Genomic DNA, 14,370 nt, shown 5'->3' with positions numbered 1-14,370 from the left:
GCGGCTGTACGACGAATTCGTAGAGCGCAAGAGCGGCGATAGATGCAGCAATCGCCTTGAATGTTGCTTTGTTCACGGGGAACCTCCGGTTTAATGAATGGCCCCACGTAAAAGGGCCGACTAAATCATCTTGTCGGCCCTGAGTTTGAGCGGTTTTTAAGCGCCCGTTTCCCTACGTAACGTTATGTATAAAAGTTAGTTATCATTTGCCGGAGACCCCAAGAGGTTCACGCCCTTGACGATGCGGCCATCAAGCCCCCGGTAGTAATATTCGTGCGGGTTTAAGAGCCTGATTTTGTCCGCGTAGGATGAACCAAGCGCCCCAGCCAGAGATTTGAGGTCCACATGGTCAATCAGGCGGAACGCATACACATGCTCAAGGTTGCCGCGAAAGCGGGTGTGAACCTCGTTTGGCCGCTGGCTGATCCCATACAGGTTGATCCCGAAATGCCGCCCCCGGCTGCACAGGTTGGCGAAGCCTGAAAACTCGGCTTTCATGGCCGTTGGGAAGCACGTATTCATTTCTTCAACCAGAAAATGAAGCTGTGCCCGGTGAAGGCCCGCCTTATAGCCGTTCTGCATATCGCGCAGCATGTTCGAGAGGCTGTGCAGGGCTTCGACCTCTTGCCCAGCTGGTGGCACGTAACAGGCGCGAAAGTTGCCAAAGCTGCCCGCCAGATGATGCCCCAAGCTCGGCAGCGTGGAGAACTGGCGGAAGCCTTGGGCCGCGTATTCTTCCATGGGGTCAAATGCCACAATGCGGCGACAGCGCGCCGTCAGCTCTTTCGCCCTAGTCGATTTGCCAGAACCAGAGCCGCCCCATATACCCACACGAGTAGCATTAAGCGTCATCCGTCTTTGCCTCCGCCTCTTTTGCCTTTTGCACTTCGACTTGGGCAGCATAGCGGGCGGAAAGCTCGGCCCTCACTGCCATAGCTTTTCCAAGGCCAAACATTGCAACGGAGAGATATCGGGCAGCGTCCGAGCCTTCTTCCGCAACCAGCCATTGCAACCATGTAACCTTGCAGGCTTGCTCGTAAATCAAGTCGGAGGTGGCGCGCGCGCCTTCCGCCTCATGCGTCTGGATCGGCAGCGTTTGCAGCCCGGTCATATGACCGCCGATCTGAAAAACGCCCTTGAAGTTCTGATAGAACTGATCAGGCGACATAAAGGCCCGCGGCGAAGCCGTAACTACGCCGTTATTCTGGAAGGTGACGCCCTCGCCGTCTATGGCATAGCCGTCAAAATCCCAATTGTCGAAATCGGCCTTGACCGTGCCTTCATCCGTAGTGACTTTCAAACCAATCCCGGCCGTCACCGTCTCCGGTGTCGTTTGCGGGTTCGGCTGGGGCTGGTTCACTGGTTCCGCTTCCGGTTGGGGTGTCGGTTCCGGTTGATTGTCGTTTGACGGTTGCGGGGCTTCCGGTGCTGGCTTTGGTGCTGGTGTCCGCTTCGGTTGCGGATTCTTCTTCAAACTCGCTTTCGGCTGCTGGGGTGTGTTGTCTGGCGGCAGGAACTCGGTTTCCTGATTTTGGTTTTTCGTTGTCATTGGACGGCTTTCCATACATGCGCTCAAACTTAGCATCTAGCTCGGCGCTGATTTGACGGTTGAAACGGTGGCTGGCACTGCACGCGGCGCAAAAGTAATAAGCGACATAGTTTTTATTGAGCTTGATTTGCACCCGCTCTTTGCAGTCGTGGCACCCACAGCTTGCGATGACGGTTCCCGGTTGGGCCATTGTTACCTACTCCGTTATAGGTTGGTTTACGTAGCGTACGTTACGTAAGGCGGCGGCGTGCCCTACGTAACGTTATGTATGATGGTTATTTGCTCTCAAGCTCATCAAGTCGGTTACATATATCGCGCATCAAGCTCATCATGCTTTCAGCGTATTTGTCCGCCGCCGCTGCCTTGAGCACGAACGGCGCGGCCTTCACTTCCTCAAGCCGTTTTTCTGCTACGGCCAGCACCTGTTTCGACACTTTCCCTAAACTCCTTATGGTTCCAGTTGAGGTAATATTTCGGGTGAGCTGGACGCCCGCCCTTGGGTGGTTGCTTCCAAGCAAAGCTATCGTCGTGATAGGTCGCGAGCTTGTGCTTACTCAGAAGCGTTGTAACACCGCGCCAGCCTTTGCTATGCGCCGCGTCTAACAGGTCCGCCGTGAGGCCCAGCCTCACCACAGCGTCAAATGTGCCCCGGTCAAGGGTGCCTATGCGGCCTTCCTTGAGGCCGTCATCCAGCGGCAGCTGTTCATCCGCTTCCGTCGCCTCTTTGGCCGCGTCCAAATCGTCAAGCTCTCCGATGCCGTAGCGGGCTTTAAGCCCCTTCGACCATGTAAGCTGGCGGGTGCCCTTGAAGGTTTCCGCATACTCGCGAAACAGAGCGCCCGCCTGCTTGTCACCGCATGAGAAAGCATCAAGCAATTGCCAGGGGGAGCGCGAGCCATTGCCAAGCTTTTCTTGGCCCTTGACCAACTCGCGGTCGGTTCCCCATTTGGTGACATAATCGGAAGCTGTGGCGGGCCGAAAATCCAAGGCGTCAAGTGACACGTAACCGCCGCCTGCCTTATCCAAAACATCAGCCCACAGGGTAAAGAGCGCGTTTTGAACATTAGCCTCATCCTTTTTGAAAAGCGGCCCTTCGAACAAGAACAAGATATGCAAATGCGGATGCCAGCCGTTTTTGCCGTGTGTTACCTCAATCGCGCGGATGGTGCCCACGACGCCGAATTCTTCCTTGATGGCCCTATAGGCGCGCCGGTTTTGCACCTTGCGCCAGCCGTTCACGATTTGTTCTTTTAGGAAGTCGAGCGGATCGCGCAGGCCATGCCTCATGGTGAGGGTGAGCATGTACGAGCTGCCGCCCTCGCCGGTTATGCCGGTGATTGCTTCGGCCACTTCCTCTCGGCGGGTTTCTGCGATTTTGGCAGAGCATACCGGGCAGAGCCAGACAGAGCCGCACGTTTCAACGCCGACGAAATGAGCGCCCCGGTCAGAGCGGTGAATGTCCACAACGTCACTATGCCGATGGCAACCACAGTTGCGCACCCGCTCACGCGGCAGAATTTGGCCCGCCGTCTTGCGCAAACGGTGCCGTTTTTTCCGGATACTTTCGGAGCGCGGCAACACTGCTTGCGATACTCTCGAGGGTTCGGCGTCAAATGGCATCTATCGGCAACCCATCGATAGGGCTTCATATTCCGCCTCGGCGTCGCTAGCCGCCACAAGAGGCGAACCGTCTAGCATGAAGATAACGCCCGCCTCTGTCATGCGGGAGCTATGAAACAGGTCGCCAGTGCGGATACGGATGTATTCAGCGCGCCGTAAGCGTTCCAGATGATATCGGATGAAAAACATCACGCGGTTGTGACGTTCGCATAATTCAAGAAACAGCATCAGAAGCACCTACCCGTTTCTATCGCACGCGCTAGCGGCGTGATGCAGGGGGGGGTATACGCGGCCTCAATTGAGGCAATCACCTGTGATCTGGCCGTATCATCACCGAGAGCGGCGGCACGACAGCGGCGATACCATGTTGAGGTGGAAACGCCTGCGGCCGCAGCGCACTGCTGAACCGTGACGCAAGCGCGGCGGCGCTTCATGTTGAAGAAATGCCGGTTGAGGTCATAGCGTGATCTGATCATGCTGCCTCCCCTTTCTGGTCGCGTTTTTGTGGGTGCCCGTGAAAGCCCTTGTCTGCCAACTCTTTTTGGCGGGCTTCAAATTCCTTGGCGCGCTTGTCGCGCTCAATCAACAGGCCGTGAATTTTGGCGAGGCGTTCCCGCATGATTTGCGTGTGAATGCCGTAGCCCTCGCGGTAAACCGTGTCATAGACGTACAGGAGCGCCAGCCTCACCTTGGCGTCAGGGGCGCACCCTATAGCGTCCAGCGCGCCATCAAAGGCGGCGAGGGCTTGCCCCTCAACAATCCCTATAGGCTCACTCATCAGATACCCTTTTCGCTCAGATATTTGCGCTGGCGCTGGCCGTGCCATGACGCGAGACGGGTTGATTTCTCTATAGGGGCACCCGGCCTATAACCGGGCGCGTGGCGCTCTATGCGCTCTATAAGGATGTTGCGCACCGCATTGCGCTCTATTAGCTGCTGGTAACGCTTTAACACCACCTCGCCCACACACCGGAGCGAACACCAAGCGGGTGACGTGCGTGTTTTGAACCAGATACGAAACCAGCCGTCTCGCCGGGCGGTGAAATGCCCTTGCGGGTCTGCGATCACGTCCGAGAGGTCAACGGCAGGCGGCAGGAGCTGGTCAAACAGGTCACTCATGATAGCTCCCCTGCCCGCGTACAGCTTGCGCCGCGACTTCACGCGGTTCGCATTCATCAAATTTGGGATCAACGCCCCACCAGATGCGAGGGTCAGCCTGTGGCGGCACAACCGTGCGCCGCCATGGGTGATTTTTTGCTGGTTTCTGGCGGGCTGGCATGGTCAGCCCTCGTCAGGCAACAACACGGCAGCAAAGGCGGCGCGTGTTCTCTCTATAACTTCAACAATGCTGCGAGCTGGATGGTTTGCTAGCTCATGGTTAAGGGCGTCACGGACTAAATCTAGGCCCTCTTTTTCGATGATCATGTTTCCTTCAGCATCGATCGTCACATAGTTTGGTGTGCTCATGATCCGCTCACCACTCGCAAAAAAGCTCGAAAGGGCCGACCGCCAGACAGGCAAGGCCCTGCTCTCTCATCATGGTGCCGGTGACTACCCAGCTAAAAGGTGTGATGCGGAAGCCCATAGAGATTTGGGCAAGGTTAACGAAAACTGAATTTGCGGTTCCGTGCTTATTCATCGGTTCCCCCTATGTTCACGGTTTGCCCCCGCCGAGCGCGGGTGGCAAATTCGCGAAAGCCACCCGGCCCAGTAATGGGGGAGGAAACGCAGTCTACAATTTGTAGTCCGCCTTATCTGGATTGCGAACATTGGAACGATTGTCAACGACCATTTTTTGTGAGAGTTTGTTGGCAAGTAATGGGGATTACCGATGGCAAATATTCGCACTATTTACACTTACATACACGCCGCCATGGAGCGGCAAGGGTATGATCACGTACACCTTTTGATAGGTGCCCTAAAGGTGTCCTCCGCTAAGTTTCATGGCTGGAAAGCTGGCAGAACTAAGATTTCTGACGCGGACGTGATCAAGCTTGCAGAGCTTGCAGGTATGGACCCGCACTTAGCAGTAATCGACGCGGCCATTTGGCGTGCTGAGGGCAAACCTCATTATAAAATTCTAGTAGAAACAGCCGAAATTATTCAGTCTGCTGCATAATTTACTTGTGTGTGAATATTCGCAAAACCGCTGTGAGCAAGGCATTGCGGCCAAGAATATTCACGCACATGCGCAACTTATAAATTATGCGCATTTATAGTTATGATATTATAGCGATAATTCAATATCTTATCTTATACTCTCCGGCATCCCTCCGCATAAAAAACGGCACGTTGTTCTGCGTCGTTTATCGATTGGGGATTAAAGTCATCATGCAAGTATTCGACTTTAAAAGATTCTTCACTCAGACATAATGGATCATTGTAGGACATTGCCAACGAGGTATGCGCCCAAGAACGAATACCGCCACATAGCTTGTCCACAGAACATGATCCAGATTCTAATACCTCCAGCTGGTAAGGTCGGCACCTTCTGGTGCGGTTGTTTCAATCCGGCGAAGTATCTTGTCCACATACATGGTGTTATAGCGCAGCCTTGAAATATGGTTGCCGTTCTCATGGTCACCATTCCAGCAATGTTCAGCCCTGTCACCATAGTCTACCTGGCCGCCATAATGCGGGTTAGTGGTGCTATTAAGGAAGGCTTCTGTGAGGTAGACCGCGTTGTTGAGGTAATAATTGTCCATATCCCCCACATAGATGTGAAGCTTGCCTTCAAGTTTTGGCCCGAGCGTTGCCCAGTCCCGCTCCAGAATATAGCGGAGGTCATAATTCTCACGCCAGTATGCAGCCACTTCATGGTCGATCACCCCGGTTTCCTTATCCCACAGGCGTTTGGGGTAGCCGTCAGGGCCCAAGGGCGAATATACAGCCTCCCATATATCCCACTGCCCACCTGAACGCCCCTTGCTGCCCAACGCAAGCTCCAGATGGTTATCCCCTTCAACGGTGGTGCTCACCTTGCCTAGCCAATCCCTGTGCGCGGGGCGTGCGATGCGAGTGAAAGGCCCTTCGTCATAATAAGCGTTTTTGTCCTCATAGATGTTGATGAGCTCATAAGCGCGGAAATCCATCGGGTCCGGGCAGCCAATGAAGGCGCCGTTATAGTCATCCGGGTAGAATATCTGCGCGGCCGCCGCTTCCCAGCCGCCGGTTGAACCACCATAAAGGAAACGCGCCCAGCCCTGCCCTATGCCGCGAAACTCAGTCTCAATGAAGGGGATCAGCTCATGGGTAATGGCGTCACCATAAGGGCCCATGCTGGCCGAGTTAACAGCGTAGCTGTCATCATAATAAGGCGTAGGATGCTGGATTTCGATGATGATCATGCGTGGGAAGTCCGGCCCGGTCCACTTCTTGTAAAAATCATAGGCCTCTTGCTGCACGGTGCGATTGTAGCACGGCTCGCCGAAGCGCTCGCTAGGCTCACACACAAGGTTTTCTTCCGGCGGCGTCTCACGAAAACCGCCGAAATCACTGGGAAAATGACCATGAAACACGGCCAATGGGTACTGTGCTTCAGGGTGTTCATCAAAGCCCTCAGGCAACAGAACGTGCGCACCCAAATGCATATCACGACCCCAGAACTCACTCAGAAGTTCGCTTCTTATCTGCACATGTTTGATGTATTTTGTGTCTGCTGGTGGCTCGATCGGCGGGATAACCTGATCAAGCACAATCTGCAGCCCGGAGCCGCCTTTACCTGCATCAATCTGAACAGTTTGCGGCACGCTGTATATATTACCCGGTGACCTGTTCCACTGTTGGCCCTCGCCTTGGTCCATCGGCAGTTTTACGGTGTGGCCTGTGGCCAGGTTGAACGTGTCATACTTATGTAGAAGCGCCTGAACCACATATTCGCCAGCGGGCAGGTCAGCCAACATTTGTTTTGGGTAACCAAAATTAGGGTTAAAGCTGAGGCTCATACCGGGCGTAAGCCCATCCACATCCATGCCAAAAACCTGTGCCCCCTTGATGTCTGCCCGCACCTGAAAGCGGGGCTCCTGCTCGCCTTCCTTGGCAAAAATCAGGAGAATCCGGCCATCAAGCGCCTGTTCGCTAACATCAGATGCCACACGAAGGGTTACTCCGTCTTTTGCTGTTGGCCCTTTGCTTGGAGCGTTGCATGCAGCCAAGGCGCATACGGTGATGAATAGCCCGAATTTCTTCAGCATGATGATCCCCCTCGCCTGCTGTCAGAAACAGAAGATTGCGTGTTTCAGCCGGAAACACAAGGGGTCTGGCCAGGTGCGTCAATGAACAAAATAGAAAAGGGGCGACCGCTCAGGCCGCCCTACTCCCCTCAAGGCTTATTTGCCTTGAGCCCCCAGAAAGCGGGCATGCACGCTATAGCGTGATTTGCGCTGTGCTAAGCTCCTCAAGCGTTAGCCCGATAAGGAAGGCACTTTCGCCGTCACCCAGGTCGATCATAACACCGCCTGCCCCATTCACGCTGGTCTCGCTTGCCCTACTTAACACCTGATCAAGGCTTTCAAACCCGCGGTAAGACAGATGAAGCGTGTCTTCATCCAGATTAAAGTCGGTAACCACGTCATTGCCGCTCAAGGCACCGAAGCAGAAGGTATCGGCACCTGCACCGCCGGTGAGCTGGTCATCGCCCGCACTGGCCCAGAGCGTGTCATCACCCGCGCCACCATCAACCGTATCTGTGCCGGTGCCATTGAAGGCCAGATCATCACCCGCACCGCCAAGCACCAGGTCATCTCCAATATTGCCGAAAAGCGTATCATTCCCACCAAGGCCATTGAGCTTGTCATTGCCTGTGCTGCCACCAATGGCGTCATCCCCGCCAGAGCCAACAGCGACATCGTTGCCATCCCCTGCCCAGATACGGTTTTGCGCCGTGCCGCTTTCAACCTCTTCACCGTCATCGTAGCTGCCATTATCATTGACGAGGTCATCGTCCCAGCCGCCGCCGAGGATGGTGTCATCGCCCGTGCCGCCGCGCAGAGTATCCGCACCATCGGTCGAGGTATCGCCGTTTTGGGTCAGGGATTGACGGGTTGTGCCGTCTGACGCGCCGTCGCCCACGATAAAGTCGTTGCCACCACCGGAGCGGACCATGTCGTTGCCCTCACCACCAACGATGATATCTTGGCCGTCGTCGTTATTATCCTTGATGATGGTGTCATCGCCCGCACCGCCATCAAGCGTGTCATTACCCGCGCCGCCCGTAAGCGTATCGCGGCCATCACCGCCCATAACGGTATCGTTGCCGTCTGTTGGCGTGTTGACTATGGCTTCCGGCAGGTCATTCACGGTGACATCCAGGAAGGCAGCGCTGCCCTTGCCGCCGTCTGACGCGGTCACCTTGATGCTAAGCTCCTGAATATCTTCATAGCTGAGTGAAACATCGTCCGCCAGATAGAGCTTGTCACCGACCACTTTGAAACGCGCGTCCTCCACAGAGAAGCTCACGCTATCTCCTTCAGGATCGATTGAGCTAAGCGTACCCACGAAGGCGCCTTTTTCGTCCTCATCTACACCGGTTGAGGCCAGCTTTGGCGAGGAAGGTGCATCATTCTCACCCGCGATTGTCACTGTTATTTGCTGGGTCGAGTCGTCTGACGCCGTGTAAGTGATGCTATCGGTCACACTATGGCCGGCACCCCATCCTGCAACTTTGCTGCGGTCGAGCGTATAAGTCCATGTGCCGTCAGATAGCTCAAATGTACCGTAGCCATTATCGCCTACCGTCGCGGCCTGATCCGCAAAGCTTGGCGCATCGTCCGCATCCACGTCGCTGATCGATAGCGTCCCTGTAGCAGTCCCCGACGATCCGATTCTCTCAGATAAGGTCCCAGTGAAAGTGCCCGTGATAACAGCGTCATCCGCTGTACCTGTAATGGTTATGGTGATCTGCTGTTCAGTGTCATCGGAGGCTGCGAAGGTGATGGTGTCCGTCACGGTATCGCCTGCATCCAGGTCCTGCACCGCAGATTGGTCCAGCGTATAGGTCCACTCACCTTCGGTAAGCGTGAAGCTGCCATAAGCGTTATCCCCCGCTGTGGCAGCCTGATCCGCGAAGCTTGGGTTGTCTGCGGGGTCAGCGTCGCTGATCGACAGCGTGCCGGTGGCTGTTGTGCCCCTGCCGCCATCGCCCTCGTCACCTTCAACTACAGCGCCGGTGAAAGTGCCGGATACAATGGCGTCGTCCTCAACCGCGGTGATATCCATATTGGCGCTTTCGCTCACCACCGCATAACCGTCGTTCACGGAAACGGTCAGCGTTGCGGCATTATCACCTTCCGCATTTTCCGCGCCGGTATATTGAATGTTGCCGGTGGTATCGAGATAGCTGGTGATATCATCCGCGCTGCCGACAAGGGTGATTGTTTGCGCATCCGTCAGCGTGGCTGTTACGCCGTCACCAACACCGGCGCCGTCTGCGGGTGACGCGAAAGCGCCACCGGTGACAGTGAGCGTCAGCGTTTGCGTGTCGTTCGTGTCGATGTCTGTGAGTGTGACGGCGGACAGGTCGAGATTTCCTTGCGTGTCCTCTGTGAAGCTATAATCACCTTCAACGCCGGTCAGCGTTGGTTCGTCGTTCACGCCTGTAACCTTGATCGATATCTCGCGTGTGGTGCCGTCGGCGGCCTCAATGTCGATGCTATCGCCAATGGTGTCGTTCTGGCTCAGGCTCGCTACCATATCGAGGTCGTTGTTAAGGTCAAAGCTCCAGTCGCCGTTGGCCTCAATTGTGAGCGTGCCAAAATCGCCGTCCAGCGTATCGGCGATAAAGCTGTCTGCGCCGTCCACGTCGCTGACAGTCAGCGTGCCCGTGTCGGTGTCCGCGTCTTCATTCATGAAGGCCGTGGCATCGCCCGTGATAACAGCGGGGTCGTTCGTGCCGCTGATCGTGATGTCGATATCAACACTGCTGCCGTCATCCGCATACACCGTGACACTGTCACCAAGTGTATCGCCGATTGTTAGCTCATTGACCGTATCGCTGGTATTATCAAGCGCATAGGTCCATGTGCCGTTGGCTTCAATCGTCAGTGTGCCATGAGTGCCGTCAATCGTATCCGGGGTGAAAGCAACGTCATTGTCCACATCGTTGATGGCAACGTAATTGCTGGTGGTTGCCACACCTTCCGAGATCGTGCCTGTTGTGGTGCCGGAGATAACAGAATCGTCGTTGGCGCCGGTCACCGTTATGACGACCGAACTTTGGGTGCCATCGTCTGCCTCAATGCCAAAGGTCAGGTCAATCTCGTCACCTTCCTGCAATTCGTCAACGACGCTATAGTCGTTATTGAGGTCAAAGCTCCAGTCACCGTTTTCTGCGATTTCAAAGTCGCCATAGGACGAGCTTGAGGTATCCGCGTTGAAGCTGTTTTCACCGTCCACATCGCTGACGGACGCAGTGCCGCCAATGCTGTCTGTATTATCATCAAGGTTTGCAGCGAGGGTGCCGCCGATAACCGCAGCGTCATTGACACCGCTTATGGTGACCTCGACCGTTTTTTCCGTCCCGTCCGAAGACTGAATGGTAAAGCTATCGCCAAGTGTATCTCCCGCCCCCAGCTCATTGATGGTGTCGTTATTATTGTCCGCCGTATAGGTCCAGGCGCCAAATACACTGATGGAGAAGCTGCCGTAGTCGCCGCTCTGACTATCTGCGGTGAAATAGATATCACCGTCCGGGTCGCTTGAAGTTAACGAGCCGCTTATAGATGTGCTGCCTTCGTTGATCGTGCGGGCATCTGCGCCCGTGATCACAGACGGATCGTTCACCGGGGTGACGGTAACGTCGATCGGCTGCCCGGTCGTGATATCATAGGTTTTGGGGTCATCCTCCAGATAGGCACCGATAACGGCTTCATAGGCGTCATCACCGTCGATATCACCAATGGCGAGGTTGCTGATGTAATTAACAGATACATCGCTAAACGGGTTATCGTCTCCGGTGCGTTCGGTGAAGCTGGCGCTGTTGGCAGACCCTGTGTTCTCAAAATAGCTGATATCGCCGCTGTTTTGCCCAAGCACCGCGTCAAGGTCACCATCGTTATCCAGATCAACAAGTTCAATTGACGATGTTGAGCTGAGGTCTACACCGTTGAGCGGATTGCCGCTGCCGGTCACCTCAGTGAAATCAGGTGTGTCCTCGTTGCCGTCGTTCCGGTAGAAAACAAAGTCGCCAGAACCACGGCCTGAGACCATGTCCATGTCGCCATCCCCGTCGATATCACCGAACGCAGGGGTCGCGCCGTCACCCACATCAACACTGCCCAACGGGTTGTCGCTCCCGGTACGCTCGGTAAAGCTTGGCGATGAAGCGCTGCCTGTATTCTCGAAATAGCGAATGTTACCCAAATGCTGGCCGACAAAGGCATCCTGATCGCCGTCCCCGTCAATATCGGTAAATGTTGGGGTGGAGCGCTGATCAAACTCGATGCTGTCAAAGGGGTCGTCAGCACCGCTCAGTTCGGTGAAGTCACCGCTGCCGTCGTTCTCCCATACACGAATGCCCCCGCCCTCACGCGCGGCGCCAAAGCCAACAACCACGTCAAGGTCACCGTCATTGTCGATATCGACCGTTGTGGGCGCGGTATAGAGGTCGCCGTATGAGGTGTCATAAAACGGGTTGTCGCTGGTGCCGCGCTCTATAACCTCATCGCCACCGATGACGGAATTGCCGTCGTTGTCAGTCACGTTCAGGGTCAGGGTGCGGGCTTCAACCGGGCTGTCATCTGTGGCGGAGAAAGTCAGTGCTTCAATAATCGCGTCAACCGCCTCGCCGGATGCATCACCGTTCAGCGCAATGGAGAAGGTATCGCCGTCACCGCCCGAGGTGGTGCCAACGCTCACGCCTTCGAAGGTGACAGTCGTGCCGGAAAAGCCAACTTCGCCGCTCCCGGTTCCTGTATCCTGTACCGACACCACATCACCGGACAAAAGACCACTTACCGTGAGCGTGCCGCCGTTAAAGTCAACGTCGGTGAAGGTAACATCACTGTCCAGCAGCGTGGTTTCATCCTCGTTCACCGTAACGCTGTCACCAAAATTGCTCAGCGAGCCTGGGTCATCCGCCCCGTTGATCGTGATGGTGATATCCTGATTGGCGCCGTCTGCCGTCTGGATGGTCACCACATCGGTCAGGGTTTCCCCGGCTGCCAAGCCCTGCACGTCAGCGTGAGTTTCATCAAGGTCATACACCCAATCACCTTCATATTCTGTGGTGATGCGACCATAATCGCCATCATAACCGAAGCCGGACAGGCTTTCGGTGCCATCCGGGTCTGAAAGGCTAAGTGTGCCGCCAACGGTGCCGGTGCTGTCTTCATCAATGTTGCCGCTTGTATCGCCGGTGATGACCATGGGGTCATCAACTGCTTCGATATCAATGTTCAGGGTCTCATCGTCATTGCCGCCCTCACCGTCTGCTGTCTGGATACGGACCGACGCGGCGTCATCGCCGTACAAGTTGGCTGTTGGCGTGAAGGTGAGGCTGTCGAGTGCCGCGTTCACCTCAGCCAATGTGCCTGAGAAGGTCATGCTGGCGTCGGCGGTGCCATCCCCCACACTGAAATCAAGGTCGGTGGTAGCAAGTGAAACCGTTCCGCCGGTTACCGTAAGTGTAACGGTCTGATCGTTGCCGTCCTCATCAGCGATGTTGATGGTGTCAGCGATTGCAACATTGGTCGCATCTTCCAGTACATCCGGGGCCGCGGGGAGCGTAATCACGGGCGCTATGTTATCCGGCGTGATCGTCACGTTCACTGTCAGCGTGTCAGTATCGGTACCGTCGGACACCTGTACCGTAAAGCTGTCTGAGCCGGTGGTGTCAGCACCGGGCGTATAGGTATAAGTGCCTGGCAGGTCCCCACCACCAGACGTTGCTGTTGCCGTGCCCGTCAAGGTAACCGAGCCTTTGCTGGGGCCGGAAACAACAGTCCATGTAAGCGTATCGCCCTCGTTGTCGTCTGTTGCCTCGAGGCCGGTGATGGTTGTCGCTCCGTCGTTTTCAACAACCGTCAGGGTGACGGTATCATCCGCGTCGTCAAATTCCGGGGCCTCGTTAGGAACGGTGAAACTGATAGTGTCGATGACGGACTGAAAATTGCCGTTGCTGCTGGTGATCGTGAAACTGCTGACGCTGGTCCAGTCCGAAGGCTCATACTGCGCATTCGGCACGGAACCATTTACCGGGATTGAGGCAGAGGTCACATAGAAGGCAGAACCGGTACCATCTGTAACGGTAAAAGAATAAGTGCCCCCCTGCGCACCACCATACTCAGCAAAGACGAATGAGGAAATATTGATCGGAGCATCAAAGCTGACGGTCAAACTTGGCCCCGCAGACAGGTTTCCGAGCACATATCCATCCGTCAGCCCTGCTTCACTGTAGTGTCCGCTTCTCAGGCCGCTGCCCGTGATGGTCATGGTTACGCCGCTGGCTTGATCCGAGAAGGTGGTGTGGAACGGTGCCCCGGTTTGCCCTATATCCATATCAAATGTCGGCAGCGTGTGCGGGTAGGAAGACTGGGCGGCTTCGGTAAACGGTGCGCGCACGCCTATGTTCCAGTCACCGCCAAGGGACGCAGCCCCCACGGGCCGGTCTGTGGCGTAAACCTCTGCTCCCGTACCGGCTTCCAGTGCACGAATGAAACTCTCACCTTGTGTTGTCCACGCAACCGAGCAGGCCCAAAGCGCGATACTCGCCTCATCGGCCAGCAGGGCCTCAATGGCGGCAAGCATGCCTTCCTGCGTGTGCAGGTAGGCTTCATCAACTTCCACACCGCCAAGGTGGAGCATACCCGGCGAACCGTGGGCAAGAATATGAACTGTCTCTATACGGGTGTGGGACGCCAGCGCCTGCGCGATCTGGAACAGCGGGTTCTGGCATTTGTTCAGGTAAACAATCTCAACCGCTGGTGAAAGTTCATCCAGCAGGATTTCCACGTCCTTGACACCAGGGTCGATGATCAGGAGTTCGCGCGCAGCTTCACGATCAATTCCATACATTGCGTAATATTTTGTCATGGGGTCCCTCCCGCCATTTCTTCATCAGCAGCGCCCCGTCTGACATTTCAGTCTCATACTTCAGCCCAACACTTCAGTCTGATCTGGCGCGTTCATATCTCACTGCTAAGGTCCCACGATCACTCAGGAAAATCCTGCCAGAAGCCTTGAATTTTCTGCATTGGCAGAAATGT

General features: G+C 55.5%; 13 protein-coding genes. 1 reads left to right on the top strand and 12 read right to left on the bottom strand.

Going from position 1 to position 14,370, the window contains the following annotated elements; all coding sequences use genetic code 11:
• Positions 1-195 precede the first annotated feature (195 nt).
• The 10 genes from ACOOGA_RS19175 to ACOOGA_RS19130 all read right to left on the bottom strand — a co-directional run bounded on the left by ACOOGA_RS19175 (position 196) and on the right by ACOOGA_RS19130 (position 4,808).
• A complete protein-coding gene (locus ACOOGA_RS19175) occupies positions 196-852 on the bottom strand; it encodes a hypothetical protein (RefSeq protein ID WP_420429231.1) in 657 nt (218 codons plus the stop codon).
• On the bottom strand, positions 842-1,564 hold the full coding sequence (locus tag ACOOGA_RS19170; RefSeq protein WP_420429229.1) for a hypothetical protein: 723 nt from the start codon (positions 1,562-1,564) through the stop codon (positions 842-844). Before ACOOGA_RS19170 ends, ACOOGA_RS19175 begins: the two co-directional genes overlap by 11 nt.
• 260 nt (positions 1,565-1,824) lie before the next feature.
• Positions 1,825-1,983 carry a hypothetical protein gene (locus ACOOGA_RS19165; RefSeq protein WP_420429227.1) on the bottom strand — a complete coding sequence of 53 codons (159 nt, stop codon included), beginning with the start codon at positions 1,981-1,983 and terminating at the stop codon, positions 1,825-1,827.
• Positions 1,943-3,169 carry a protein rep gene (locus tag ACOOGA_RS19160; RefSeq protein WP_420429225.1) on the bottom strand — a complete coding sequence of 409 codons (1,227 nt, stop codon included), beginning with the start codon at positions 3,167-3,169 and terminating at the stop codon, positions 1,943-1,945. Before ACOOGA_RS19160 ends, ACOOGA_RS19165 begins: the two co-directional genes overlap by 41 nt.
• Positions 3,170-3,397 (bottom strand): hypothetical protein, encoded by a 228-nt coding sequence (locus ACOOGA_RS19155; protein ID WP_420429223.1) that lies wholly within the window; start codon positions 3,395-3,397, stop codon positions 3,170-3,172.
• Positions 3,397-3,645, bottom strand: coding sequence for a hypothetical protein (locus ACOOGA_RS19150; RefSeq protein ID WP_420429221.1), 249 nt, complete (start codon positions 3,643-3,645; stop codon positions 3,397-3,399). Before ACOOGA_RS19150 ends, ACOOGA_RS19155 begins: the two co-directional genes overlap by 1 nt.
• Positions 3,642-3,947, bottom strand: a complete 306-nt coding sequence (locus ACOOGA_RS19145) for a hypothetical protein (protein ID WP_420429220.1) — start codon at positions 3,945-3,947, stop codon at positions 3,642-3,644. The genes ACOOGA_RS19150 and ACOOGA_RS19145 overlap by 4 nt, the downstream gene beginning before the upstream one ends.
• Positions 3,947-4,288, bottom strand: coding sequence for a hypothetical protein (locus ACOOGA_RS19140; RefSeq protein ID WP_420429218.1), 342 nt, complete (start codon positions 4,286-4,288; stop codon positions 3,947-3,949). The genes ACOOGA_RS19145 and ACOOGA_RS19140 overlap by 1 nt, the downstream gene beginning before the upstream one ends.
• A gap of 162 nt (positions 4,289-4,450) precedes the next feature.
• Entirely contained in the window at positions 4,451-4,636 is a 186-nt protein-coding gene (locus ACOOGA_RS19135) for a hypothetical protein (RefSeq protein WP_420429216.1), read from the bottom strand.
• A gap of 7 nt (positions 4,637-4,643) precedes the next feature.
• The gene (locus ACOOGA_RS19130) at positions 4,644-4,808 is read right to left on the bottom strand and encodes a hypothetical protein (RefSeq protein WP_420429214.1); all 165 of its coding nucleotides are present in this window, start codon (positions 4,806-4,808) and stop codon (positions 4,644-4,646) included.
• A 192-nt stretch (positions 4,809-5,000) separates the two neighbouring features.
• Between ACOOGA_RS19130 and ACOOGA_RS19125 the strand changes: the two genes are divergently transcribed.
• The gene (locus ACOOGA_RS19125; RefSeq protein ID WP_420429212.1) at positions 5,001-5,288 is read left to right on the top strand and encodes a hypothetical protein; all 288 of its coding nucleotides are present in this window, start codon (positions 5,001-5,003) and stop codon (positions 5,286-5,288) included.
• A 340-nt stretch (positions 5,289-5,628) separates the two neighbouring features.
• Here the strand turns inward: ACOOGA_RS19125 and ACOOGA_RS19120 are convergent, their stop codons facing one another.
• Positions 5,629-7,362, bottom strand: a complete 1,734-nt coding sequence (locus ACOOGA_RS19120) for a hypothetical protein (protein WP_417461680.1) — start codon at positions 7,360-7,362, stop codon at positions 5,629-5,631.
• Between the two features lie 172 nt (positions 7,363-7,534).
• Complete coding sequence (locus tag ACOOGA_RS19115) at positions 7,535-14,197, bottom strand: VCBS domain-containing protein (RefSeq protein ID WP_417461681.1); 6,663 nt, start codon at positions 14,195-14,197, stop codon at positions 7,535-7,537.
• Positions 14,198-14,370 lie beyond the last annotated feature (173 nt).

The sequence above is a fragment of the Kordiimonas sp. genome (assembly GCF_965216265.1).
Taxonomy (GTDB): Bacteria; Pseudomonadota; Alphaproteobacteria; order Sphingomonadales; family Kordiimonadaceae; genus Kordiimonas.
The sequence above is the reverse complement of the archived record's forward strand: the minus strand, read 5'-3'. Positions and strand labels throughout refer to the sequence as shown.